At 70.6% G+C, this 23,547-nt stretch carries 19 protein-coding genes and 1 tRNA gene; 7 read left to right on the forward strand and 13 right to left on the reverse strand.

Features of this window, described 5'->3' with window-relative positions; translation table 11 throughout:
- Positions 1-39: 39 nt before the first annotated feature.
- Positions 40-879 carry a glutamate racemase gene (gene murI / locus ITJ60_RS13110; protein ID WP_123340801.1) on the reverse strand — a complete coding sequence of 280 codons (840 nt, stop codon included), beginning with the start codon at positions 877-879 and terminating at the stop codon, positions 40-42.
- 78 nt (positions 880-957) lie between these two features.
- Here murI and ITJ60_RS13115 point away from each other — a divergent pair, with 78 nt between their 5' ends.
- Positions 958-2,208 (forward strand): nicotinate phosphoribosyltransferase, encoded by a 1,251-nt coding sequence (locus ITJ60_RS13115; protein ID WP_416371913.1) that lies wholly within the window; start codon positions 958-960, stop codon positions 2,206-2,208.
- Positions 2,209-2,296: 88 nt separating this feature from the next.
- On the opposite strand, the gene ITJ60_RS13120 is transcribed toward ITJ60_RS13115, so the two are convergent.
- The 3 genes from ITJ60_RS13120 to ITJ60_RS13130 are packed head-to-tail and all read right to left on the reverse strand — an operon-like array spanning position 2,297 to position 5,492.
- Positions 2,297-2,557, reverse strand: a complete 261-nt coding sequence (locus ITJ60_RS13120; protein ID WP_111033217.1) for a DUF3039 domain-containing protein — start codon at positions 2,555-2,557, stop codon at positions 2,297-2,299.
- Between the two features lie 47 nt (positions 2,558-2,604).
- Positions 2,605-4,176, reverse strand: coding sequence for an ABC transporter permease (locus ITJ60_RS13125; RefSeq protein WP_194648222.1), 1,572 nt, complete (start codon positions 4,174-4,176; stop codon positions 2,605-2,607).
- Positions 4,152-5,492, reverse strand: a complete 1,341-nt coding sequence (locus ITJ60_RS13130) for an ABC transporter ATP-binding protein (RefSeq protein WP_228510212.1) — start codon at positions 5,490-5,492, stop codon at positions 4,152-4,154. Before ITJ60_RS13130 ends, ITJ60_RS13125 begins: the two co-directional genes overlap by 25 nt.
- 298 nt (positions 5,493-5,790) lie before the next feature.
- Here ITJ60_RS13130 and ITJ60_RS13135 point away from each other — a divergent pair, with 298 nt between their 5' ends.
- The 4 genes from ITJ60_RS13135 to ITJ60_RS13150 all read left to right on the forward strand — a co-directional run bounded on the left by ITJ60_RS13135 (position 5,791) and on the right by ITJ60_RS13150 (position 8,544).
- On the forward strand, positions 5,791-6,486 hold the full coding sequence (locus ITJ60_RS13135; RefSeq protein ID WP_111085011.1) for an NTP transferase domain-containing protein: 696 nt from the start codon (positions 5,791-5,793) through the stop codon (positions 6,484-6,486).
- Between the two features lie 44 nt (positions 6,487-6,530).
- Positions 6,531-7,355: an ABC transporter permease gene (locus tag ITJ60_RS13140; RefSeq protein ID WP_416371912.1), complete on the forward strand. Its 825-nt coding sequence runs from the start codon at positions 6,531-6,533 to the stop codon at positions 7,353-7,355.
- The gene (locus tag ITJ60_RS13145; RefSeq protein ID WP_111085010.1) at positions 7,355-8,125 is read left to right on the forward strand and encodes an ABC transporter ATP-binding protein; all 771 of its coding nucleotides are present in this window, start codon (positions 7,355-7,357) and stop codon (positions 8,123-8,125) included. Before ITJ60_RS13140 ends, ITJ60_RS13145 begins: the two co-directional genes overlap by 1 nt.
- Positions 8,126-8,241: 116 nt before the next feature.
- Positions 8,242-8,544 (forward strand): hypothetical protein, encoded by a 303-nt coding sequence (locus ITJ60_RS13150; protein WP_194648223.1) that lies wholly within the window; start codon positions 8,242-8,244, stop codon positions 8,542-8,544.
- A gap of 17 nt (positions 8,545-8,561) precedes the next feature.
- On the opposite strand, the gene ITJ60_RS13155 is transcribed toward ITJ60_RS13150, so the two are convergent.
- The 5 genes from ITJ60_RS13155 to ITJ60_RS13175 all read right to left on the reverse strand — a co-directional run bounded on the left by ITJ60_RS13155 (position 8,562) and on the right by ITJ60_RS13175 (position 14,960).
- A complete protein-coding gene (locus ITJ60_RS13155; RefSeq protein ID WP_194648224.1) occupies positions 8,562-9,794 on the reverse strand; it encodes a CDP-glycerol glycerophosphotransferase family protein in 1,233 nt (410 codons plus the stop codon).
- Between the two features lie 42 nt (positions 9,795-9,836).
- Entirely contained in the window at positions 9,837-10,745 is a 909-nt protein-coding gene (locus ITJ60_RS13160; protein ID WP_194648327.1) for a glycosyltransferase family 2 protein, read from the reverse strand.
- A 56-nt stretch (positions 10,746-10,801) separates the two neighbouring features.
- Positions 10,802-11,623 (reverse strand): CDP-alcohol phosphatidyltransferase family protein, encoded by an 822-nt coding sequence (locus ITJ60_RS13165; protein WP_194648225.1) that lies wholly within the window; start codon positions 11,621-11,623, stop codon positions 10,802-10,804.
- Positions 11,624-11,627: 4 nt separating this feature from the next.
- Positions 11,628-12,671 (reverse strand): glycosyltransferase family 2 protein, encoded by a 1,044-nt coding sequence (locus ITJ60_RS13170; RefSeq protein WP_194648226.1) that lies wholly within the window; start codon positions 12,669-12,671, stop codon positions 11,628-11,630.
- A gap of 183 nt (positions 12,672-12,854) precedes the next feature.
- Positions 12,855-14,960: a S1C family serine protease gene (locus ITJ60_RS13175; protein WP_228510213.1), complete on the reverse strand. Its 2,106-nt coding sequence runs from the start codon at positions 14,958-14,960 to the stop codon at positions 12,855-12,857.
- A 191-nt stretch (positions 14,961-15,151) separates the two neighbouring features.
- On the opposite strand from ITJ60_RS13175, the gene ITJ60_RS13180 reads away from it, so the two are divergent.
- Complete coding sequence (locus tag ITJ60_RS13180; protein WP_194648227.1) at positions 15,152-16,354, forward strand: aminotransferase class I/II-fold pyridoxal phosphate-dependent enzyme; 1,203 nt, start codon at positions 15,152-15,154, stop codon at positions 16,352-16,354.
- A gap of 130 nt (positions 16,355-16,484) precedes the next feature.
- On the opposite strand, the gene ITJ60_RS13185 is transcribed toward ITJ60_RS13180, so the two are convergent.
- The 4 genes from ITJ60_RS13185 to ITJ60_RS19345 form a co-directional block, all read right to left on the reverse strand.
- Positions 16,485-17,399: a carbon-nitrogen hydrolase family protein gene (locus tag ITJ60_RS13185; RefSeq protein ID WP_194648228.1), complete on the reverse strand. Its 915-nt coding sequence runs from the start codon at positions 17,397-17,399 to the stop codon at positions 16,485-16,487.
- 123 nt (positions 17,400-17,522) lie between these two features.
- Positions 17,523-17,599: transfer RNA gene (locus tag ITJ60_RS13190), tRNA-Met, on the reverse strand.
- A 63-nt stretch (positions 17,600-17,662) separates the two neighbouring features.
- Entirely contained in the window at positions 17,663-20,629 is a 2,967-nt protein-coding gene (locus ITJ60_RS13195; protein WP_194648229.1) for a UPF0182 family protein, read from the reverse strand.
- 165 nt (positions 20,630-20,794) lie between these two features.
- Complete coding sequence (locus tag ITJ60_RS19345; RefSeq protein ID WP_323749176.1) at positions 20,795-21,904, reverse strand: PDZ domain-containing protein; 1,110 nt, start codon at positions 21,902-21,904, stop codon at positions 20,795-20,797.
- Positions 21,905-22,056: 152 nt separating this feature from the next.
- Between ITJ60_RS19345 and ITJ60_RS13205 the strand changes: the two genes are divergently transcribed.
- A complete protein-coding gene (locus ITJ60_RS13205) occupies positions 22,057-23,538 on the forward strand; it encodes a zinc-dependent metalloprotease (RefSeq protein WP_228510215.1) in 1,482 nt (493 codons plus the stop codon).
- The last annotated feature ends 9 nt before the right edge of the window (positions 23,539-23,547 follow it).

A 23,547-nucleotide genomic window follows, 5' to 3' on the forward strand; every position in this document is an offset into this window, starting at 1 on the left:
GGTCATCGGGGCGGGCGGCGGCTGGCGGCTGGTCGCCGCTCAGGCCCGCCCACGGGGCAGCGTGATGGCGCCGGTCTCGAGGTGGCCGACGCGGACGATCTCGGGGCCGAGGAACCGGCGGGCGAGCCGCAGGAACCCGTCCTCGTCGTCGCCGGTCGACTCGAACGAGTACGTCGGGGCGGTGGTGGAGGTGCGTTCGAGGCCGTGCTCGACGAGCCGGCGGTACACGTCGCTGGCGGTCTCCTCGGCACTCGACACCAGGGTGACGTCCGGGCCCATCACGTACTGGATGGCGGCGGACATCAGCGGGTAGTGGGTGCAGCCGAGCACGAGGGTGTCGACGTCGGCGGCGCGGATCGGGTCGAGGTACCCGGCTGCGACCTCGCGCAGCTCCGGCGACGAGGTGTCCCCCGCCTCGACGAACTCGACGAAGCGCGGGCACGCCGCCAGGGTCAGGCTGACGTCCGAGGCCACGGCGAAGGCGTCCTCGTAGGCGCGCGAGGTGATGGTGCCGACCGTGCCGATGACGCCGATGCGCCCGGTCCTGGTCTGCTTCACGGCGGCGCGGGCGGCGGGCTGGATGACCTCGACCACCGGGATGCCGTACGCCTGCTCGTACCGTTCGCGGGCATCGCGGAGCACGGCCGACGACGCGGTGTTGCAGGCGATGACGAGTGCCTTGACGCCGAGTTCCACCAGGTCGTCCATGACCTCGAGCGCGTAGCGGCGGACGTCGGCGATGGGCTTCGGGCCGTACGGCGAGTGCACGGTGTCGCCGACGTACCGGATGCTCTCGCGCGGCAGTTGGTCGATGATCGCGCGGGCCACCGTGAGCCCGCCGACCCCGCTGTCGAAGACTCCGATCGGTGCATCCGTCACGGTGACCAGCGTACCGACGCTCGCAGTAGTGTCGGGGAGGTGACCAGCGCGCTCCTGACGGACCAGTACGAACTCACCATGGTCGACGCGGCCCTGAAGGACGGCACCGCCCACCGGCGCTGCGTCTTCGAGGTGTTCGCCCGGCGGCTGCCCGACGGTCGTCGCTACGGCGTCGCGGCCGGACTCGGCCGGTTCCTGACCGCCCTCGGCGACTTCCGCTTCGGCGACGACGAGATCGGGTTCCTGCGCGACCGCGGGGTCATCGACGAGGGCACCGCGGCCTTCCTCGCCGACTACCGGTTCACCGGGGACGTCCGGGCGTACCGCGAGGGCGAGGTCTACTTCCCCAACTCCCCGATCCTGCAGATCGAGGGCACGTTCGCCGAGGCCGTCGTGCTCGAGACGCTCGCACTGTCGGTCTTCAACGCCGACTCCGCCATCGCCTCGGCCGCCGCCCGCATGGTCTCCGCCGCCGACGGGCGTCCGCTCGCCGAGATGGGCTCGCGCCGCACCGGCGAGTGGAACGCCGTCGCCGCAGCACGGGCCGCGTACATCGCCGGGTTCGGCGCGACGAGCAACCTCGAGGCCGGCCGCACCTGGGGCATCCCGACGATGGGCACCGCGGCGCACGCCTTCACCCTGCTGCACGACTCCGAGGAAGCGGCGTTCCGGTCGCAGCTCGACGCCCTCGGCAACGGCACGACGCTGCTCGTCGACACCTACGACATCGAGCAGGCCGTCGAGACCGCTGTCCGGCTGACCGACGGCAAGCTCGGCGGTGTGCGCATCGACAGCGGCGACCTGCCCTCGGTCGTCGCGGCCGTCCGGGCGCAGCTCGACCGGCTCGGCGCGACCGACACGAAGATCACGGTCACGAACGACCTGGACGAGTACACGATCGCGGCCCTCCGTGCGGCCCCGGTCGACTCGTACGGCGTCGGCACCTCGGTCGTCTCCGGCTCCGGACACCCCGCGGCCGGCATGGTCTTCAAGCTCGTGGCGCACCAGTCCGCCGACGGCGACGACTGGGTCGCCGTCGCCAAGAAGTCGGCGGACAAGGCCTCGATCGGCGGGCGCAAGGAAGCCGGCCGACGCCTGCGCAACGGTGTCGCCACGGCCGAGGTCGTGCTCACCGCCGGACAGGTCGGCCCCGACGAGCGCCCGCTGCTCGTGCCCGTGGTCACCGGCGGCGAGGTCGATCCGGCGTTCCTCGGAGCACAGGGCGTCGAGGCCGCGCGGGCGCACCACAAGCGGGCGAAGGCCGAGCTGCCGGCGGACGCCGCGCGCATCGGTCGCGGCGACCCCGCGATCCCCACCCTGGTGGTCTAGCGCGCCGCTGCGCATCGCTTGGTGAGCAGAAATGGTCGGGTCCCCGAAGGCGACCCGACCATTTCTGCTCACGATGCGCGGGCTGCGTCTACTCGGACTTCATCTTCTCGTAGATGGCCTTGCAGTCCGGGCACACCGGGAACTTCTCCGGGTCGCGGCCCGGGATCCACTTCTTGCCGCACAGCGCCTTGACCGGTTTGCCGGACAGGGCGGACTGCAGGATCTTGTCCTTCTTGACGTAGTGCGAGAACCGCTCGTGGTCGCCGGGTTCGATCGCTTCGTCTTCGAGGAGCTTCTCGAGCTCCCGGTCCATTACGTCAAGGCCGCCGCCTGGTTCCGTCATGCTCATGGGTCCAGGGTACGACGGTCTGCGCACGGTGTCGTCGTTCCGGAATGCTAGTTGCGCTGCGCCGCGGCCAGCAGGTCCGGGCCGCGCCGGTCGAACAGCCGCCCGCCCGCGAAGATCCCGATGACGAGCACGACCACGCCGACCCCGATGCCCACCGCGAGCGTCAGCATCGACCACGGCTCGGCGCCGCGGACGAAGGCCAGCACCGCGAGCCACGCCGCCGGGACGGTGCAGAGCACGATGCCGATCACCATCATCGACTGCGCGACCGTCGCCGTCACACCCGCGGCCTGCGGCTGCTGGAACGGGTGGTCCCCCGGCCGCACGGTCGGGTAGGGCAGCAGCACGGACACGATGCTCGACAGCCCGAGTCCGGACAGCAGGGCACTGGCGCTCACGCCGATCAGCAGCGGGAACACCGTCCAGTCGTCGAACAACCAGGCGGACACCGCCGAGCCGGCCACGATCGCCGGCACACCGACGACGAGCACCGGGACGACACGGCCGAGACGGTCGCTCCACCCGGGAGCCCCGGAGGCGACGTGCAGCCACACCGCGGTGTTGTCGTACGAGACGTCGTTGTGCGGCAGGAACCCGGCGATCAGCGCCATGAGCGGCAACGGCACGAGCGCGGTCCAGTGCCACGGCACCCCGGCGACCCCGAGCGGGATGACGACGAGCGGGACGAACAGGATGATCAGGTACGAGGTGCGGTACCGCGGGTCGCGCACCCAGTAGGTCAGGGCGCGGGCGGCGACGGCGGCGACCGGCGTCGAGCCGAGCCGGTCGAACCAGCCGAGCCCCTGGTAGCGCCGGGTCCGGGTGCGACCGTCGACGGTGTCGAGCGCCCGACCGACGAGTGCCCACCACGCCCAGGTCAGCAGGGCGACGACGGCGATCGCGACGAGCAGCTTGAGGAACCCGGTGCCGACGTGGCCGCTGGCGACCTCGGCGGGCACGGCCCAGGCGGCGCCCCACGGCGTCCACCCCGCGACGTCCGCGACGCGTTGCATCTCGGTGCCTTCGGGGTCGAGCCAGTCGACGCGGAGCAGCAGCGAGACCGCCGGGATCGCGAGCACGATGATCACGAGCGCGACGAGCCACCCGGCATCGCGGGACCGGTGCGGACCGATCAGCCGCGAGCCGACGGTGCAGCACACGCGGACCAGGAGGGCGCAGGTGGCGATCGCGAGCAAGCCGCCGATGACCGCGAGCACACCGGTGCCCGCGTCACGCGCCCAGGCGATCGACTGGGCGACGGCAACGACGACGACCCCGATCACCGGGACGCCGATCAGGCCGGCGACGACGAGACCGATCGCGAGCCCGCGACGGCCGATGCCGAACACCGCGAACCGCCGCGGGTCGAGCTGGTCACTCCGTCCGACGACCAGCGGCACGACGGTGAACGCGAACGCGATGAGCGTGCCGACCGGCACGGTGACCGCGCGGGCCGTGTCGGGGTCGGCGGAGCGCAGCGCGACCGTCTGCGTCGCGACGAACACGGCGGCGAGGAGCCCGACGAGGCTGCCGAGCACGACGAACACGGACCGGCGGGCGCTGCCGCGGACCTCGCCCGCGAGCAGGTCGGCCCTCAGCCGGAGAAGCTGTGCAACCATTCCATGCTCTCTGCCACGACGCGGCCGCCCGCGAGTTCGACGAACTTGTCCTCGAGGCTCTTGCGACCGCGCACCTGGGCCATGGTCCCCGAGGCGAGGACCTTGCCGCCGACGATGATGGCGACGGAGTCGCAGGTGCGCTGCACGAGCTCCATGGAGTGGCTGGAGAGCACGACGGTGCCACCCCCGCGCGTGTAGCGGCGCAGGATGTCGGTGATGGTCGCAGCGCTCACGGGGTCGACCGACTCGAACGGTTCGTCGAGCACGAGGACCCGCGGCGAGTGGATGAGCGTGGCGGCCAGGGCGATCTTCTTCGCCATGCCCACCGAGTAGTCGGCGACCTGGCGGCCGAGTGCCTCGCCGAGCCCGAACGCCTCGGCCAGGTCGGTGCTGCGTTCACGGGCCGTGGCACCGTCGAGGCCGCGCAGGGTGGCCGAGTAGTAGAGCAGCTGCGCACCGGTGAGGCGGTCGAACAGCCGCAGGCGGTCCGGCAGCACGCCGAGGCTGCGCTTGGCGGCCGTGGGGTCGGCCCAGACGTCGTGGTCGAGGACCGTCACGGATCCGGCGTCGGGACGCAGCAGACCGGTGATCATCGACAGGGTGGTCGTCTTGCCGGCGCCGTTGGGGCCGACCACGCCGAAGATCGAGCCCTGGCGGATCTCGAGGTCGACCTCGTCGACGGCGAGGGTCTGCCCGTACCGCTTGACGAGGCCGTCGGCGGCGAGCACGACGGGCTGCAGCTTCTGCGGGGCCTTGGGTGCCGTGGCCCGGGGGGCACGCTTCTTCGCGGCGGGGCTCGACGCGGTGTCGGTCTCCGGTGCGTCCGCCTCCGGTGCGCCCTGGGCCGTGTGCTCGGTCGCGTCCGTCGCGGACGTCGCGTCGCTCGCCGTGGGGCCGGGAGGCACGGTGCCGGACGTGCCGGCAGCCTTCGCCGGTCGCTTGGTGCGTTGCTTCGTGGTGCGCGCCTTGGCGGGTCGGGCGCCGGTGGTCGTCGTCGGGGCCGCTGCCGCGGCACGTGCCGCGGGACCGGGCGCTGCGGTACCGGGCGCTGCGTCCGACTGCGGCTCGGTGACCGGATCGGTGTCGGCGGCCGTGGTGTCGGGGGCCGTGGTGTCGTCGGTCATCTCGTCATCAACGGAGGCGTCGCGCGCATCCGGTTCCCCCATGTCGTCGTCGTCGGCGTCGTCCCCCGCCGCGGCGTCCACCCGGTCGGCGGCACGCTCGTCGGCGTCCTGCTCGTCGGTGTCACTCGCTTCGGTCATCCAGGCAGCGTCGGTCGTGGCGTACACGTCCTCGTTCTCTGCTCTGGCGGCCATCGCCCAACCGTACCAACGGTCTCCGGACAGCGGGGAACCGCCCGCTCCAGTGTCACGAAATGAGTACGAAGCGCGGCAGACCTACCCCTTGAGCGGGTGTTTCCGTATCATTCACCAGGGCACGAAGGAGTGTTCACCACTTGGAAACCTGCTCCGGCGGGCTCTCCGACACCGCGCAGCAGCCGGCCCCCGTGGCCAGCGGCGTCCGGTTCTCGGCGAACTCGGACGTTCCGCGAGCAGACTCGACGAGGCCCGCCCGTGCCCCAGGGCGCGCGGGCGGACACCAGAAGGGACCAGCATGACCACGCAGATCGTGATCCTCGCAGCGGGGATGGGCAGCCGGCTCGGCCGCAGCCTGCCGAAGCCGCTCACGGAGCTCAGTGACGGCCGCACCATCATGCAGCAGCAGTTCGACAACATCCGCGCCGCGTTCGGTTCGAGCGCCCGCGTGACGATCGTCGTCGGCTACAAGTCGGAGCACATCGTCGAGGCCTTCCCCGACGCGTCCTTCGTCTACAACGAGTCCTACGACTCCACCAACACCTCGAAGAGCCTGCTGCGCGCCCTCAAGGCGACCGGCAAGAGCGGTGTCCTCTGGATGAACGGCGACGTGGTCTTCGACCCGATGGCGCTCGTCCGTGCGGCCGACATGATCGACGAGGACCACTCGTTCGTCAGCGTCAACACCGACAAGGTCTCCGACGAAGAGGTCAAGTACACCGTCGACGCCGAGGGCTTCATCCACAAGCTCTCGAAGCAGGTCGTCGGCGGGCTCGGCGAAGCCGTCGGCATCAACTACGTGTCGGCGAACGACAAGCAGGCCCTCATCCGCCAGCTCGGTCGCGTCGACGACCAGGAGTACTTCGAGGGCGGCATCGAGGCTGCCATCGCCGAGGACGGGCTACGCTGGTCCCCGATCGACATCTCCGACCTGTACGCGGTCGAGATCGACTTCGCCGAGGACCTCGAGCGCGCGAACAACCTGTTCGCCTGAACCTCCGTCAGGACCCCTTCGGCGGTTCCGCCCGAAGGGAAACCGTGACCACAGCGAGCGCGCCGACCGTGCCCGCGGCTGCCGCACCAGCGGCGACCCGGAGCGCCGGTCGGCGCTATCGTCATGCCCTCTGGCTGCTGACCGTCCGCGACCTCCGGGTCCGGTACTCAACGTCGGCGCTCGGGTACGTCTGGTCGATCCTCGACCCGCTCGTGATGTCGGCGATCTACTGGTTCGTCTTCACCCAGGTGTTCCACCGCGGCTCGGTCGGTGAAGACCCGTACATCGTCTTCCTGCTCTCCGCGCTGCTGCCGTGGATGTGGTTCACCGGAGGCGTCTCGGACTCCACCCGGGCGTTCATCAAGGAGTCGAAGCTCATCCGCTCGACGACGATCCCCCGCACCATCTGGGTCGCGCGGATCGACGCGTCGAAGGGCATCGAGTTCCTGCTGAGCCTGCCGGTGCTGGCGGCCTTCGCGATCGCGACGGGTGCGCACCTGCACTGGCAGGTCGTCTTCTTCCCGCTGGCGATCGTGCTGCAGTGCGCGCTGGTGTACGGCCTCGGCCTGATCGTGGCGCCGCTCGTCGTCTTCTTCCGCGACCTCGAGCGTGCGACCAAGCTCGTCCTGCGCTTCCTGTTCTACGCATCGCCGATCATCTACGGCACGCACGCGCTGCCCGACGCCCTGCGCCCGATCGCCGCGGTCAACCCGCTCACCGGCATCTTCGGGATGTACCGCGCCGCGTTCTTCCCGAGCCAACTCGACTGGTTCGAGGTCGGGGCCTCGGTGGTCATCACGGGCATCGTCCTGGCGATCGGCTTCGCGGTGTTCCGACGCAGCGAGCACCGCGTGCTGAAGGAGCTGTGATGACCGCCACCGACCAGACCCGACGCACCGAGACCGTCGCACCGGTGATCTCCGTGCGCGACGCCGGCATCTGCTTCAAGCGCAACCGGCGGGCGAGCCGCAACTTCAAGGACCTCTTCGCCGGACGCGGCCGCCGCAAGCGTGCCGACGAGTTCTGGGCGCTCCGCAACGTGTCGTTCGACGTCCGTCCGGGCGAGGCGATCGGCGTCGTCGGTCGCAACGGTCAGGGCAAGTCCACGCTCCTGAAGCTCGTGGCGCAGGTGATGCTGCCGGACGAGGGCCGGATCGACGTCGGGGCCGGTGTCGCGCCGCTCATCGAGATCACCGGCGGGTTCGTCGGCGACCTGTCCGTCCGCGACAACGTCTACCTCACCGCGGGCCTGCACGGCATGTCGCGCGCCGAGATCCGTGCCGCCTTCGACGAGATCATCGACTTCGCCGAGATCGCGGACTTCGTCGACACCCCGTACAAGCACCTGTCGAGCGGCATGAAGGTCCGCATCGCGTTCGCGGTGATCTCGCGGCTCGACGAGCCCGTCATCCTGGTGGACGAGGTCCTCGCCGTCGGCGACAAGGCCTTCCGCGAGAAGTGCTACAAGCGGATCGAGGAGCTCCTGGCCGGCGGTCGGACGCTCTTCTTCGTGTCCCACAGCGACAAGGACCTGCGCCGCTTCTGCGACCGCGGTCTGTACCTCGACAAGGGCCGGCTGCAGCTCGACGGCACCATCGAGGAAGCGCTGGCGCAGTACTCCGCCGACTACGGCGTCTGACCGGTCGGGTACTCCCCCTCCACAACCACGGCGCCACGGTGCCCCCTCCACAGCGACGGGCTCCCTGGGGCTGCGCCGGGAGCCCACCGTCGGACCCTCCCCCTAGCGTTCCCCCCATGCACCACCCAGCACCCGCGTACGCCGTCCCGTTCACCATCGACCGCTCGCAGGCCCCGCGCCGGTACGACCTCGTCAACACCGGGGACGAACCGGTCGACGGCCTGACCCTCACCCACCTCGGCAACGGCTACAGCCCGCCGCTGGCGGTGCACCGGCTCGAACCGGGTCGACGTCTGTCCGTCGCCGTGTTCGGCGCGGATCCGCAGGACACCGGCGTCGTGATCGTCCGCTGGCGCCGTCCGGACCACTCCGAGTACGTGTGGCGGATGTCACTGGTCGGTCAGGGGCTGCACCCGTGACCGTGTCCGGACGCGGCTCAGCGTTCGCCGCGCTCGGCAGCGACGGTGCGCCAGCGCTCCAGCAGCCACTCGACGGCGGCGTGGAACCGGGCCGTCGCGGCACCGGGCGTGGTGTCGCCGAAGTAGCGCGCCACCCACTGCTGCAGCTTGGCGAGCTCGGCGGCGTCCCCCACGGCGGCGTCGATCCGCGCGAGCACCGACGGTGCGTCGGCCGCGGTCAGCCAGTTGGCGTCGCTCAGGTAGCCGCGTTCGTCCACGTCGGCCTCCGGCGACACCGGGCGGGTCACGATGAGGGGCTTCCCGACCGCCAGGCGGTCGTAGATCATCGCGCTGATGTCGGTGATCGCCACGTCGGCGTCGGCCAGCTGCCAGCCGAGCTCACCGCCCTCGTCGTGGACGTGGTGCGCGGTGGGGTCGGCCGCGTTCGCCGCCGTGATCGCCGCGACGATCCGCTCGTGTGCCGTTCGGTACGCCGGGTCGAGCACGCCGCTCCGCGGGTGCGGTCGGTACACCAGGCGGTGTCGGGGCGACGCGAGCACCTGCTCGGCGATGGTGGTGCCGTGGGACGCGATCGAGCCGTACGCAGCGGCGCCGCGATCGCCCTCCCACGTCGGTGCGTACAGCACGACGGTCCGGTCGTCGGCGGGGTACGGTGCCGCGCCGGCGAAGTGGTCGGCCTGTGGGCGGCCGATCGCGATGGTCCTGGCGTCGAGGTCGTAGTCCCACAGCGCCTCGGCGAGCCTCCCACGCGCGGCGTCCCCGGCGATCAACGCGTAGTCGTACGCCTTGAACTGGTTCGTCGTCATGTACATCTTGTCGCTCTCGCCGTGGTTGACGAAGACGTGCCACATGCGCCCGTACCGCATCATCTGGAAGTTGCGGGCGTTCTGGTTGACGTACAGCACCACCTTCGGTGCCTGGGTCTCGACGAACTGCTCCAGGTCGACGACCTGACGGGCGTACACGGCGGGGACGGGCGACTCGTCGATGAGCGTGGTCATCGTGCCCGGGCTGCGCGCGATGATCGCGACCGGGTGCGTCTTCGCCAGTTCAGCGAGCGGCGCGTACCACTGGCGCACCTGGTACATGTTCACGGGGCCGTCGGCGAAGTACACCGCGATCTCGATCGTGCCGGGCGCCGGCACCGCGACCGAGGACAGGCGACGGGCGAGCGCCCGGCGGCTCCGGCGCGAGGCGAGCAGGCGCTGGGCCAAGCGCACGGCGGTCCGCACGTCACTGGTGATCGGCATGGACTGTCTCCCGTTCTGCGGTGGCGGTGTGGGTCGGGGTGGTCAGACGACGGGCGGGCGCCCGGCGAGCGTCATCCGGGCGACGGTCAGCCAGCTCATCGGTCGGGCCGGTCCGCAGTCGGTGGTCCATCCTTCCCGGATGCCGGCGAACCACGTCGTCAGGCGCCGCGGGTGTCGCCACCAGCGCGCGACCTGGATCGCGGCCCACGAGCCGACGTAGAGCGGCCGGAGCGGTGCCGGCAGGTTCCGTCGGGCCAGCCACACCCGGTTGCGAGCGTTCAGGCGGTAGTACTCGGTGTGCCGCGCCGGGTCGATGGCCGGGTGGTGGGCGACCAGGTCGCCGGCGTACCAGGGACGTCGGCCGGCGTCCCACACGCGCCACGCGAGTTCGATGCCCTCGTGCGCGTAGAAGTACTCCGCGCCCCAGCCCCCGACGACCCGGTACACGTCCATCGGCAGCACGACGGCGCCCTCCCACACCGAGAACACCGGCGACGAGTGGTCCGGCTCGCCCTTGCGGATGCGCGGTACCCAGCGCCGTGGGTTCGCGGCGCCGGTCGGGTCGACCACGCGGGGCTGGAGCAATCCGAGCGAGGGGTCGCGTTCGAAGCGGCCGACGGCGTCCTGCAGGAACGTCACCGAAGGGATCGAGGCATCATCGTCCAGGAAGAACACGTAGTCCCCGTCGACGACCTCGGCACCGGCGTTGCGGCCGGCCGGAATCCCGAGGTTCTCCGGCAGCGCCAGCGTCCGCACTCCGTCGGGCAGACCGGTCGGCTCCCAGCCGTTGCCGACGCAGACCACGTCGAGTTCGACGCCCTGCTGCGCGAGCACGCTGTCGAGCCCGCGGCGCAGGTCATCGGGCCGGGTGCCCTGCGACAGGCTCACGACGGCGACGCGCGGTCGCTGCGGGTGCGCGACCGCGTGGCGACGAACGGTGCTCGGGGTCACGGTGCCATCGGGCACCGCGTCGTGGGGCACCGCGTCGTGGGGCACCGCGTCGTCGGTCACGCCTTGACCCGCTTGGACGCCATGATCGCCAGGAAGTGTCCGACGGTCGCCAGCACGGCCAGCGGCAGCAGCGCCCCGACCAGGATCCGGCTGGCGAGCGTGTCGCCGATCGCCAGTCCGATGAGCGCGAACAGGAACGCGAGCATGCTCAGCTCGACCGAGTGGTACAGGCGGTGGAACGGCAGGAACCGGGCCAGGCGGCGGAGCGAGGCGAGCTTCCGGCCGGACGGCGCGGTCGAGGCGTCGCGTCGGTCGACGAGCTTGTCGAGCCCCGCGTTCGCCCGGGCGACGTGCACCATGTCGTTGAGGGCCTTGTTCAGCACGATCACCAGGCCGAGGGCGCAGCCGATCGTGGTCCACATCCAGTCGGCACCGTGGATCGGCCAGGTGGCGGCCCGGATGCCCAGCGCGACCGGGATCAGTCCCTCGGTCGTGTAGTGCCCGACCTTGTCCAGGAACACCCCGGCGGGCGAGCGGGTGCCACGCCACCGTGCGACCTCGCCGTCGCAGCAGTCCACGAGCATCTGCAGCTGTCCGAGCACCAGGGCGAGCGCTGCGCCCCAGATGCCGGGGATGAGCAGGGCCGCGGCGATGCTCCACCCGACCAGGATCATCAGGCCGGTCACCTGGTTGGCGCTGACGCGGGTCTTCAGCAGCACCCAGGTCAGGTACGGCGAGACGTCGCGCAGGTACAGCGACGCCGTCCAGTGCTCGGCGTTGGCGCGGGCGCGGACCTCGTCCGGCTGGGCGACGGCACGCAGCTCGGCGATCGACGTCGGGCGTGCGGAACCGCGGCCGTGGGTGGCGTGGTCGGTCATGGGGTCACCGTCCGGTGTGGGTGGTCAGCTCGGAGGTGCGGGTGAGGAACCCGATGATGAAACCGAGCCCCCATCCCACGTGGATGCAGGGCAGCACCACGAGCAACCAGAGGAAGGTCGCCACCCCGGACCGGCGCGCGACGGCGACCGACCCGAGGACGACGAAGAGCAGGTACACGGCCGGCACGACGAACCCGAGCAGCGCCCAGGCGACCGGGCTGCCGAGGGCTGCGCCGACGACACCGACGACGCCGGCGAGGATCCCGACGGCCATGGCCGCGACCATCGCGGGCGGCACGAAGTACCGCAGGCCGTTGTTCGCGGGGAACCGACGGGCGAGTTCGCCCCGCCACAACCCGGTGGCGACGAACTGCCGCACCAGGCGCTTCAGGCTCGGTCGCGGGCGGTACGTGACGACCAGCTCGGGCGTGAACCACACGGTTCCGCCGGTCTGGCGCAGGCGTCGGTTGAGCTCCCAGTCCTGGCCGCGCTTGATGCCCTCGTCGAACAGGCCGACCTCGAACAGGCGGTCGCGGCGGAAGACGCCGAGGTACGCGGTCTCGGCGGGGCCGGCGGTCCCACCGACGTGGTGCGGGGTGCCGCCGAGTCCGACGCGGCTGCCGTACGCCAGCGCGACGGCCCGCTCGAACGGGCTGCGGCCCTCGGCGCGCATGATGCCACCGACGTTGTCCGCACCGGACTCGAGCAGGGTCCGGACGGCGATGCGCGTGTAGTCCGGGGGCAGCACCGAGTGCGCGTCGACGCGGACCACGACGGGGTGCACCGACGCCGTGATCGCGACGTTCAGTCCGGCCGGCGTGGACCCGACCGGGTTGTCGATCGCCCGGATGCGCGGGTCGGCCGCGCTCATCTCGGCCACGAGTTCGTTCGTGCCGTCGATCGAGGGACCGAGCGCGAGGATGACCTCGAACACGCCGGCGTAGTCCTGGTCGAGCAGGCTGGCGACCGCAGCGCGGACCTCGGTGACCTCGTTGAGCACGGGCATCACGTACGAGACGCCCGGCAGGGGCTGTCCGTCTGTCTGCATGCGTACCTCGGGGTGCTGGCTGGGTGCACGGGACGCACCGGGGCGGTGCCGCCCCGCAGAGCGACCATGAGCCTATCAAGACCCGAACCCGGAACCTGCGGGGCGCCCGCGACGCGACCCGCAGACGGACGGGAGGCCCGGCGCACGTCGTGCACCGGGCCTCCCGTCTTGTCCGTGGTGGCGTCAGCCCTTGCTGTCGTACGTGCCCAGGGTCACGTCCGCCTCGCGGGACTGCCCGTTCCGGAGGTAGCTGATCGTCGTCGACGCGCCGCCTGCGAAGTACCGGACCTGCGCCGTCAGGTCGGTGGCGTCCGAGACCGTCGCCGAACCGATCTTGGTGACGACGTCGCCCTTCTGCAGACCGGCCTTCGCCGCCGCACCGCCGGACGACACCGACTTGATGAGCGCACCCATCTGGGTCGCGCTCGCGTTCTCCGAGGCGTCGCCGACCGTGGCGCCGAGCAGGCCGTGCGTGGCCGAGCCCTTGTCCTTGATCTCGTTCGCGACGCGCTTCACCAGGTTCGACGGGATCGAGAAGCCCACGCCGATGCTGCCGGCCGCCGAGTCGGACGACGACGAGCTGCCGGCCGAGGCGATGGCCACGTTGATGCCGATCAGCTTGCCCTTCGCGTCGAGCAGGGCGCCACCGGAGTTGCCCGGGTTGATCGACGCGTCGGTCTGGATGACGGGCAGCGAGACCGTGGTGTTCGCGGACGAGCTGCTGCCGTTGTCGCCGTTGCCCCAGAAGTCGAACGGGCCGCTGCCGCCGTTGCCGCCCTCGTTCGAGTCGCCGCCCTCGCTGGGAGCGCTCGACGTGACCTGGATGCTGCGGTTCAGGGTCGAGACGATGCCGTCCGTGACCGTGTTCGACAAGCCCAGGGGTGCACCGATCGCGACCGCGGTGTCACCGACGTTGAGCTTCGTGGAGTCCGCGAACTCCATCGGCTTGAGGTCGGTCGCGTCGATCTTGATGACCGCGAGGTCGACCGTCGGGTCGGTGCCGATGAGCTTGCCCTCGTAGATCTTGCCGTTCGAGGTCGTCACGGTGATCGAACCGCTCGAGCTGTCGCCGTCGAGCGTCACCACGTGGGTGTTCGTGACGATGTAGCCGTCCTTGCTCATCACGACACCCGAACCGGTGCCGGCCTCGCTGCTGGACGACACGTTGATCGTCACGACCGACGGCGTCGCCTGAGCGGCGACCGCGGTGACGACGGTCGCGGAGTCGTAGTCGTTGACCGTGAGGTTGCCGCCCTGCGACGAACCGGACGACGACGTGACGGTGCCGCCCTGCGACGACCCGGCGAGCCACCCGGCGCCGCCGCCGACCAGACCCGCGACGACCAGTCCGGCGATGATCGGCAGGACGAGCTTGCTGCGCCCGGAGCGGGTGGTCGTCGTGGTGGCCGCTGCACCCGCTGTTCCGTCGGCGAAGTAGTGGCCGTTGCGCTGGTTCGCGCCGTCCACGTCCCCGAAGGCGCTCGTGGCGGACTGCGGCGCCTGCGCCGACGCGGCCGCGTACTCCGACGAGGACGCGGGGGCAGCGGCGGAGGCCGGCTGGGCGTACTCGCCGTACCGCGGCTGGCCCGCGGTCGGCTGCTGGCCGTACTGCGGCTGCTGGCCGTACTGCGGCTGCTGGCCGTACTGCGGCTGCTGGTTCTGGCCGTACTGCGACTGCTGACCGTACTGGGACTGCTGGTTCGGCTGGTTCTGGCCGTACTGGGACTGCTGGCCGTACTGGGACTGCTGCCCGTACGGGCTCTGCTGGGACTGGCCGTACTGCGGCTGCTGGTTCTGGCCGTGCGGGCTCTGCTGGGCCTGCCCGTGCTGGTTCGTCTGGTCGGCCGCCGGCTGCTGGCCGTACTGCGACGCCTGCCCGTAGGGCGAGGTCTGCTGGCCGTACCCGGCCGGCTGCTGGCCTGCATCGCGCTGCTGGCCTGCATCGCGCTGCTGGCCGGCGTCGCGCTGCTGGTCGCCCGAGAGCGTCGGGTACGGAGCCGTGTAGCGGTCCGTGGGGTGGTCGGTCGCCGACGGGATCACGTCGGTGTGGTCGGCGTTCGTGGCGTCGTCGGACGGAGCCGCGTGCTGCGCGGCGGCGTCGGAGCGCTCGGCGTCCTTGGGCTGCTCGGCGTCGTTGAACTGCTCGGCGTCGTTGAACTGCTCGGAGTCGTTCGGCATCGACGTGTTCCCCTTCGTGGCCGCTGCGGCGGCGTCCTCACTGGCGGCAGGCGATGCCGCATCGTCCGGACGGCGGTCGTCGCCCTGCCCGTTGGGCGTGGTGTCGGTCATGCTGGACGTGCTCCTTTCAAGCTCGTGCAGTCTGTCGCAACCACCTGAGCGGTGCTTCTGGCGACGCTGGAAGCATCCTCTGCCGATCTTATGCGTGGGCTGTGGGTCCGTCCCCGGATCGCCGTCGGACGGCCAGCTAGGTTGGGGTCCGTTCAGCGCGACACGTCGTCGCCGTCACCGGAGGGAACCACATGCGGCAGGCAGGACCCTGGTTGCGAGCAGCCGAGGGAGCGATGCTCCTGGGACCCGACGGCGTCCCCGCGCCCACCGTCTTCGCCGAGATGAGCGCCCTCGCCGCGAGCACCGGCGCGATCAACCTCGGGCAGGGCTTCCCCGACCAGGACGGCCCCGCCGAGGTGCTCGAGGCCGCGGTCCGCGCCATCCGGGACGGCGTCAACCAGTACCCGCCCGGCCGCGGGACGGCCGACCTCCGCACCGCCGTGGCCGAACACCAGCAGCGGTGGTACGGCCTCGAGGTCGATCCCGACCGGCAGGTCCTGGTCACCGCGGGCGCCACCGAAGCCCTCGCCGCGACGCTCCTCGCCCTGGTCGAACCGGGCGACGAGGTCATCACGTTCGAACCGTTCTACGACGCCTACGGTGCACTCGTCCGCCTCGCCGGCGGTACCCACGTCACCGTGCCCCTCACCGCTCCGGACTTCCTGCCGGACGAGGACACCCTGCGCGCCGCGTTCACCGACCGCACCCGCGTCGTGCTCGTCAACACGCCGCACAACCCGACCGGCCGGGTCCTGCCCGACGAGGTCCTGCGCACGATCGTGGAACTCGCGACGCGGTACGACGCCCTCATCGTCACCGACGAGGTCTACGAGCACCTGACGTTCACCGTCCCGCACACGCCGATCGCGACGCTTCCCGGAGCCGCCGAGCGGACGGTGTCGATCTCGAGCGCCGGCAAGACCTTCAGCACCACCGGTTGGAAGATCGGGTGGCTCACCGCTCCCCCGACGCTCGTCGACGCGATCACGACGGTGAAGCAGTACCTGACCTTCGTCAACGGCGCACCGTTCCAGCCGGCCGTCGCCGTCGGACTGCGGTTGCCCGACGCCGTCTTCGCCGGGATCGCCGCCGAACTCGCCGCCAAGCACGAGATGCTCGCCTCAGGGCTCCGGTCAGCGGGCTTCGACGTCATGCGGCCGGACGGCGGGTACTTCGTGATCGCCGACACCGCGCCGCTCGGCTACGACGACGCACGGGCCTTCTGCCTCGAACTGCCCGCCCTGGCCGGGGTCGTCGGCGTGCCGGTGTCGGCCTTCGTCCGGCCGGACCACGCCGCGGGCTACCGGTCCCTCGTCCGCTTCGCGTTCTGCAAGCGGCGCTCCGTCCTCGAGGACGCCGCCGACCGCCTGGCACAGTTGGCCTCTGGCGCGTAGCGAGACGTCCCGCGCGTGAGAGGACGTTCCGCGCGTGGGAGGACGTCCCGCGCGTCGAAGGCCGGACGTTCCTGCTCCCCACGCGCGTTCCGGCATTGCAGGGCGACCGCGATGGGACGGAACGCGCCTGTCAGGGGCGAGCCGTGCCTCCTGGTTGGGCGCGCAGCGCGACGTCGTACCGGCGGAGTGCCAGCGACGGGTTGACCTTGCGGACCGCATCGGTCACGGCGGTGTCGACGGTCGCGACGAGCGTGCCGGGCGTGGAGCCGGCCGACGCCACGGCGACACCGGAGGGGTCGAGCACCACCGAGGCGCCGATGCCGATCGGGGGCGTCTGGCCGACACCGACGACCCACACGGTGTTCTCGATCGCCCGCGCGGTGAGCAGGGTCCGCCAGTGGTGCTCCTTGCCGGGGCCGCGCACCCATTCGGCCGGCAGGACGACGACGTCGGCCCGACCGTGCTCGGGTGCCGCCAGCCGCCGGGTGACCTCGGGGAAGCGCAGGTCGTAACAGGTCTCGAGCCCGATCCGGAGGCCTTCGAACTCGAAGACCGGCAGCTGCTCCGGGTCGCCGGACTCGATGCGGTCGGACTCCCGCGAGCCGAAGGCGTCGTAGAGGTGCACCTTCCGGTAGGTCGCCGCGAGCTCGCCGGTGGGGAGCACCGCCACGAGGGTGTTGCGGAAGCGCGTGGGGCCTGCCGCGGCCGCCGCGTCGGACGTTGATGCGTCGGACTTCGCTGCTTCCGTCGTCGCTGCGTCGGTCGTCGCTGCTTCCGTCGTCTCGGCGATCCCGACGATCAGTGCGACACCGGTGTGGCGGGCGATGTCGCGGAGCCCGGAGACGAACGGGCCGTCCAGCGGTTGCGCTGCGGCAACGAACCGGTCGTCGATGTCGGCGGTGAAGTACGACGAGTACTCCGGCGTGACGAGCAGGGCCGCTCCCCGCGCCGCTGCGTCGGCTGCCGCGGCCCGGACGGTCTCGAGGTTGGCTGCCGGGTCGTCCACGGGAGCGAACTGTGCGGCGGCGATCGTGAGGGTGCCCATCCGCCGAGCGTACTCGGCGGGATCCGGCGCCCTTGGGTGCGCTCTGGCATGCACGAGTCCAGGGAGGCGTCCGCGAACGAGGAAAGCCCCGGTCCTTTCGGACCGGGGCTTTCATGTGACGCTTGGTTGCGGGGGCAGGATTTGAACCTACGACCTCTGGGTTATGAGCCCAGCGAGCTACCGAACTGCTCCACCCCGCGGCACGTTGAATAGCCTACACACGGTCGTGGCGGGGCACAAATCGTGTGCCCCGCCACGGCGTGTCAGCTGCCGTCTTCGGCCGCGGTCGCGGCCTCGATCGCGTCCTGCAGGCGCTTGTCGGCCTCGGCTGCTGCCACCAGATCGTTGTCGGCGTAGGCGTCCTGACGGTCCTGCAGTGCGGCCTTCGCGTCGGACAGCGCCTTCTGGAGCGCGTCGTTGTCGACGGTGCCCGAGCCGGTCGAGCCACCGGTCGAACCGGAACCCGAGTCGGAGCCGGAGCCGGCGTCGGACGAGCCCGAACCGGAGTCGCTCCCCGAACCACTGGCATCGGAGTCTCCGGCAGCAGCACCCGAGTCACCGCCGAACAGCGAGTTGAGCGCCTCGTCGAGGGTGTCCTCGAACGCGATCTTGTCGCCGAACGCGACGAGCACCTTCTGCAGCAGCGGGTACGAACCGCTCGACGTCGACTGGACGTACACGGGCTGCACGTACAGGAAGCCGCCGCCGACCGGCAGGGTGAGCAGGTTGCCCTGCTTCACCGTCGAGTTGCCGCGCTTCAGGATGTTCAGCTCCTGCGACACCGTGGTGTCCGAGTTGAACAGGTTCTGCACCTGCGCCGGGCCCGGGATGTTGTCGGTCTTCGGCATCGTCAACAACGTGAGCTTGCCGTAGCCCGACGCCTTCTTGCCCTTGCCCGCACCTCCCGCGTCGGAGTCGGCGGCCAGGTACCCGGTCAGCACGTTGCGGTTGTTCGCCCCGGCCGACTGCTGTGGGATGTAGGTCGTGTACAGGTTGTACGCGGTCTCCTGCCCTGGCACCTTCATCGTCAGGTAGTACGGATCCTGCAAGTTCGCCTTGCTCGCGGTGGTCGTCGTCTGCGCGCCCAGGGCGTTCGTGGTCGTCGACGTGTCAGCGGCGCTCGCATCCGTGTCGGTCGACCCCGTGGTGGTGGGCTCCTGCGGCGTGTTCCACGCGTCGTCACCCGAGTAGAACGAGTTCGCGTTCGTCACGTGGTAGGTGCCGAGGATCGACCGCTGCACCTTGAACAGGTCCGTCGGGTAGCGGACGTGGTCCAGCAGCTCGGCGCTCATGCTCGACACCGACTTCACCGACGTCGGGAAGATCTTCTCCCACGTCTTCAGCACCGGGTCCTTGGTGTCCCACGCGTAGAGGGTCACCTTGCCCGTGTAGGCGTCGACCGTGGCCTTCACCGAGTTGCGGATGTAGTTGACCTGGTCGGTGCGGTACGCCGAGGACTCCGAACCGGCGATGCTGTCCGACAGGCTCTGGCTCTGCGAGTACGGGTAGGCATCGCTCGTCGTGTAGCCGTCGACGACCCACTGGATGCGGTGGTCGACGATCGCCGGGTAAGCGTCACTGTCGACCGTCAGGTACGGAGCGACCTTCTGGACACGCGTGATCGGGTCGCGGTCGTAGAGGATCTGCGAGTCCTTGTTGACCGCGTCCGACAGCAGGACCTGCTCCGACTGGAACTTCGCCGCGTAGACGAGTCGGTTGAAGAAGTTGCCCACACTCGGTCCGCCGTCGCCGGAGTACGTCGTGGTGGCGTTGCCGCCGTTGTCGTCGTCGGAGCCGGACGGGTAGTCGAGCTCGACGTCCTTCGAGCCCTTCGGCGCGCCCACGATCGAGTACGCCGGCGAGGTCTCGCCGAAGTACACGCGCTGCTGGAAGTCACCCAGCGCGCCGTTCGAGGGGATGCCCGACTCGAGGAAGACCGGCTTGCCGTCGCTCGCGCGCTGGTTGCCGAAGGCAGCGGTCACGCCGTAGCCGTGGGTGTACACGAACGCCCGGTTGTACTGGGTGTTCGCGGCCGAGCTCAGACCGTCGAGGTCGATGTCGCGCACCGCGATGACGGTGTCCTCGGTCTCGCCCTTGACGTCGTAGCGGTCGACGTCGAGCTCGTCCGGGAACTGGTAGTACTGCCGGTACTGCTGCAGCTGGCTGAAGGTGTCGGAGACGATCTTCGGGTCGATGAGGCGGATGTTCGCCGTCGTCTGGGCGTCCTGCGCGAGGGCGCCGGAGCTGGCCTCGGTCGTGGCGTCGTAGTTCTGTTCCTTGACGTCGGAGACACCGTAGGCGTCACGCGTGGCCTTGATGTTCCGCTCGATGTACGCGGACTCGTACGTACGTTCCGAGGGCTTGACCTGCAGGCGCTGGACGATCCAGGGGTAGATGCCCCCGATGACGATCGCGGCGACGAGCAGCAGGCCGGTGCCGACGATCGAGATGCGCCAGCGGCCGATCACCGCGGTGACGATGAACAGGATCGCGACGATCGCCGCGATGCCCGCCATGATCTCGCGACCCGGGATGACCGCGTTGACCTCGGTGTACTGGGCACCGGTGATGAGCGAGTTCGACTTGGTGAGCGCCGCGTACTGATCGAGCCACAGGCTGACGGCCTGCAGCGCGATGTAGAGCGCGGCAGAGACGGCGAGCTGGATGCGCGCTGCTCGGGAGATCCGGACTTCACGTCCCCCGAAGCGCAGCGCGCCGTACAGGTAGCAGGCAGCGAGGGCGGCAAGCCCCGCGATCAGCACCACGGCCGACGAGTACGCCACGATCGAGCGCCAGAACGGCAGCTCGAAGACGTAGAAGCCGATGTCCAGGCCGAACTGCGGGTCCGTCTTGCCGAACGGGGTCCGGTTGAAGTACTCGAGCACCATGCTCCAGCGCCCCGAGGTCGACAGCCCGGCGAAGATGCCGAGCACCACCGGGATGCCGATCATGACGGCGCGGCGCAGCGGTTCGATGACCTGCTGGTACCGGTCCAGCTGCGAGTTGAGCTTCGCGTAGACCGGGCGGTACCGGAAGGCCAGTCCGATGCTCAGGAAGACCGGGATCGCCATGCCCAGGAAGCCCGCGATGAACATCAGGGTCCCCGCGATCCACCGCGTCGTGAGGACCTGCTGGAACCCGAGCTGCGCGAACCACGCGTAGTCGGTGTACAGGCTGGCGAAGATGAAGAAGCCGATCACCAGTGCGGCCAGCACGATGATCGTGACCACGATCGGGACCCGCGGCGAACGCCGCCCCGAGGTGGACGAGGTTGTCGTCACTTGATGTGCTCCAGACGTGTCGGACCGGCGGGCCCGGCTCGCGGCGGGCCGTCAGTGCACTGATCCTATTGGACCGGGCGGACTGTGAAACTGTGCGAGGACTCAGGAACCCGGTCAGGAACCGCAGCGGGCGAGCTTCGCGGTGCTCTTCCCGTCGGCGATGGTCTGCAGGTCGGTGACGGCCTGGTCGAGCGTCGACACCTTGTAGACGTCGAGCCCGTCCGGCACGTGCCCGACGACCTCGCCGCAGTTGTCGGCCGGGGCGAGGAACACCGTCGCTCCCGCTTCTCGCGCCCCGTAGAGCTTCTGCCGGATGCCGCCGATGGCTCCGACCTCGCCGTCGGCGGTGATCGTGCCCGTGCCCGCGACGTGCTTGCCGCCGTTGAGCTTGCCTGGTGTGATCTCGTCGATGATCCCGAGCGCGAACATCATGCCGGCCGAGGGGCCGCCGACGTCCTGCAGCTTGATCGAGACGTCGAACGGGAAGTCGTACTTCTCCGTGACGCCGACGCCCAGGAGCGCGGTGCCCTGCTCGTCGCGCGGGGTCACCCGGACGTCCTTCGTCGCACCGTCGCGCTCGATCGTGACGGTGGCCGGGGTCGAGGTGCCGTGCTTCGCGACGAGCTCCCGCAGCGAGGTGGCGTCGGCGTTCGTCGTGAGCGAGGTGCCGTCGAAGGCCGTGATGACGTCGCCCTTCTCGATCGGGCCGTCAGCAGCCGAACCCTTCTGCACCGTGCCGACCTCGAGCTCCGTCGGCAGGTCGTTGCCCTGCTGGATGAGTGCTGCGGCCACGGCGGACTGCTGCGACGCCTGCATGTCGGCGGAGTCCTGCTGGTTGACCTGCTCGGTGGTGGTGCCGGTCGGGTAGATCGCCTCGACCGGGATCACGGCCTCGGACTTCGTGAAGATCGCCCGGACGACGCTGGTCCACGACGGACGGTTCGTCGCGTCGCCCTGGATGCCGACCGTCAGCATGTCGAGCGCCCCGGCGGTGGGGTAGGTCTCGTGCCCGGAGACCTGGATCAGCTTGACGTCCTTCGCGTCCTTGCCCGTGCCCTGCTTCTGCGTCCCGATGGTGTTGTAGACCGGTCCGGGGACCTCGATCAGGTACGGGCTCGGCAGCACGCTCGCCAGGATCCCCAGCACGACGGCGCCGATCACGAACGCCCACCCGACGGTCCTGGCACGCGAACGACGACGGGGCGCGGGGGCGAAGAGGGTCACGCGGGGTCCTTCCAGGGGCGGTCGCCGGGCCTGACGGCAGGGCGGTCGTCCTCGCCGTGCGGCGGGACTGTTCGCCCTCGGCGCAGCGGTTCGGGCGTTCCCACGGGGGCATCCCAGGTGCGGCCCCGTGAGCAGCGATTAGCGTAGTCGGCATGCCTGATGAACCACAGCCGGGGCCGGACGACGACTTCCAGGAGATGCTGCGCAAGCTGCTCTCGGGCGAGGGCCAGATCGACCCGTCGCAGCTCGCCGGTGCAGCCGGCCTGCCGAACGACCCGGCCTTCGTCGCGAACCTGATGAGCCAGCTGCAGCGGGCCGCGCAGTCCGGCGGCGACGGCATCGACTTCTCCGCGACCGCCGAGCGCGCCACCGCGATCGCCCGCGAGGGTGGGCACGCCGTCGACCCGGTGGCCTCGCAGGCGGCCGACCAGGCGTTCCAGGTCGCCGCCCTCTGGTTGGACGAGGTCACGACCGTGGCCGAACTCACCGCGACCCCGAGCCTGTACACGCGGGAGCAGTGGGCGAAGGCGACGGTTCCGGTGTGGACCCAGATCGCCGAGCCCGTCGCGTTCAGCATCGCCGATGCGCTGACCGAGGCCATCGACCAGCGTGCTCCCGAAGAACTCAAGGCGATGCTCGGCGACGTCTCGAAGGCGATGCGCGGCGTCGGCGGGGCCCTCTTCGCCATCCAGCTCGGCCAGGTCGTCGGCCAGCTGTCGAAGGAGGTCGTGTCCGGCGGTGACGTCGGTGTCCCGCTGCTGGACGAGCAGGTCGCTGCACTCCTGCCGCAGAACGTGGCCGAGTTCGCCGAGGGACTCGACGTCTCCGAGGACGAGGTCCGCATCTACCTGGCGGTCCGCGAACTCGCCCACGCACGGCTCTTCCGCTCGGCGCGGTGGCTGCGACTGCACATCATCTCGTCGATCACGGACTACGCACGGGGCATCCACATCCCGTTCGACCGCGTCGAGGAGCTCGCTGCGGACATCGACCCGACCAACCAGGAGCAGCTGCGGGACGCGCTCGCCTCGGGTGCGCTCATCCCGCCGCGCACGCCCGAGCAGGACGCTGCGCTGGCACGTCTCGAGACCATGCTCGCGCTCGTCGAGGGCTGGGTCGACACGGTGACCGCCGCCGCCACCGTCCGGCTGCCGAAGAGCGGCGCCATCGCCGAGATGGTCCGCCGTCGCCGGGCAGCCGGAGGACCCGCCGAGTCCGCGTTCGCGACGCTCGTCGGCCTCGAACTGCGACCCCGCCGTCTGCGCGAGGCCGCCGCGATGTGGCAGCGGGTGACGGACGAGCTCGGTGCCGAGCAGCGTGACGCGCTCTGGTCGCACTTCGACCTGGTCCCCACGTCCGACGACGTCGACGCGCCGGACGCCCTGGTCGCCCGACTGCGGAACCCCGCGCAGACGGAGGAGGACGACGCGTTCGACAAGGCGCTCGAGGACCTGCTCAACGACGCCACCGGCGCCCGTCCGCACGAGGACGAGTCCGGCCGGATCGACGACGGCGCCCCGGGCACCGACGGAACGGGCACCGACGAGAGCGGCACCGACGGAACCGGCACCGACGAGAGCGGCCCCGACAGAACGGGCACCGACGAGGACCGCCCCGGCGACCAACCCCGCTGAGTCCGGCCC

The organism is Curtobacterium sp. VKM Ac-2884, assembly GCF_015350945.1.
GTDB lineage: Bacteria > Actinomycetota > Actinomycetes > Actinomycetales > Microbacteriaceae > Curtobacterium.

Excerpts from the sequence above, each read along its gene's own strand:
- ITJ60_RS13115 (WP_416371913.1), top strand. The coding sequence starts at position 958 with ATGGTCGACGCGGCCCTGAAGGACGGCACCGCCCACCGGCGCTGCGTC.
- ITJ60_RS13120 (WP_111033217.1), bottom strand. The coding sequence starts at position 2,557 with ATGAGCATGACGGAACCAGGCGGCGGCCTTGACGTAATGGACCGGGAG.
- ITJ60_RS13125 (WP_194648222.1), bottom strand. The coding sequence starts at position 4,176 with ATGGTTGCACAGCTTCTCCGGCTGAGGGCCGACCTGCTCGCGGGCGAG.
- ITJ60_RS13130 (WP_228510212.1), bottom strand. The coding sequence starts at position 5,492 with ATGGCCGCCAGAGCAGAGAACGAGGACGTGTACGCCACGACCGACGCT.
- ITJ60_RS13135 (WP_111085011.1), top strand. The coding sequence starts at position 5,791 with ATGACCACGCAGATCGTGATCCTCGCAGCGGGGATGGGCAGCCGGCTC.
- ITJ60_RS13145 (WP_111085010.1), top strand. The coding sequence starts at position 7,355 with ATGACCGCCACCGACCAGACCCGACGCACCGAGACCGTCGCACCGGTG.
- ITJ60_RS13150 (WP_194648223.1), top strand. The coding sequence starts at position 8,242 with ATGCACCACCCAGCACCCGCGTACGCCGTCCCGTTCACCATCGACCGC.
- ITJ60_RS13155 (WP_194648224.1), bottom strand. The coding sequence starts at position 9,794 with ATGCCGATCACCAGTGACGTGCGGACCGCCGTGCGCTTGGCCCAGCGC.
- ITJ60_RS13165 (WP_194648225.1), bottom strand. The coding sequence starts at position 11,623 with ATGACCGACCACGCCACCCACGGCCGCGGTTCCGCACGCCCGACGTCG.
- ITJ60_RS13170 (WP_194648226.1), bottom strand. The coding sequence starts at position 12,671 with ATGCAGACAGACGGACAGCCCCTGCCGGGCGTCTCGTACGTGATGCCC.
- ITJ60_RS13175 (WP_228510213.1), bottom strand. The coding sequence starts at position 14,960 with ATGACCGACACCACGCCCAACGGGCAGGGCGACGACCGCCGTCCGGAC.
- ITJ60_RS13180 (WP_194648227.1), top strand. The coding sequence starts at position 15,152 with ATGCGGCAGGCAGGACCCTGGTTGCGAGCAGCCGAGGGAGCGATGCTC.
- ITJ60_RS13185 (WP_194648228.1), bottom strand. The coding sequence starts at position 17,399 with ATGGGCACCCTCACGATCGCCGCCGCACAGTTCGCTCCCGTGGACGAC.
- ITJ60_RS13205 (WP_228510215.1), top strand. The coding sequence starts at position 22,057 with ATGCCTGATGAACCACAGCCGGGGCCGGACGACGACTTCCAGGAGATG.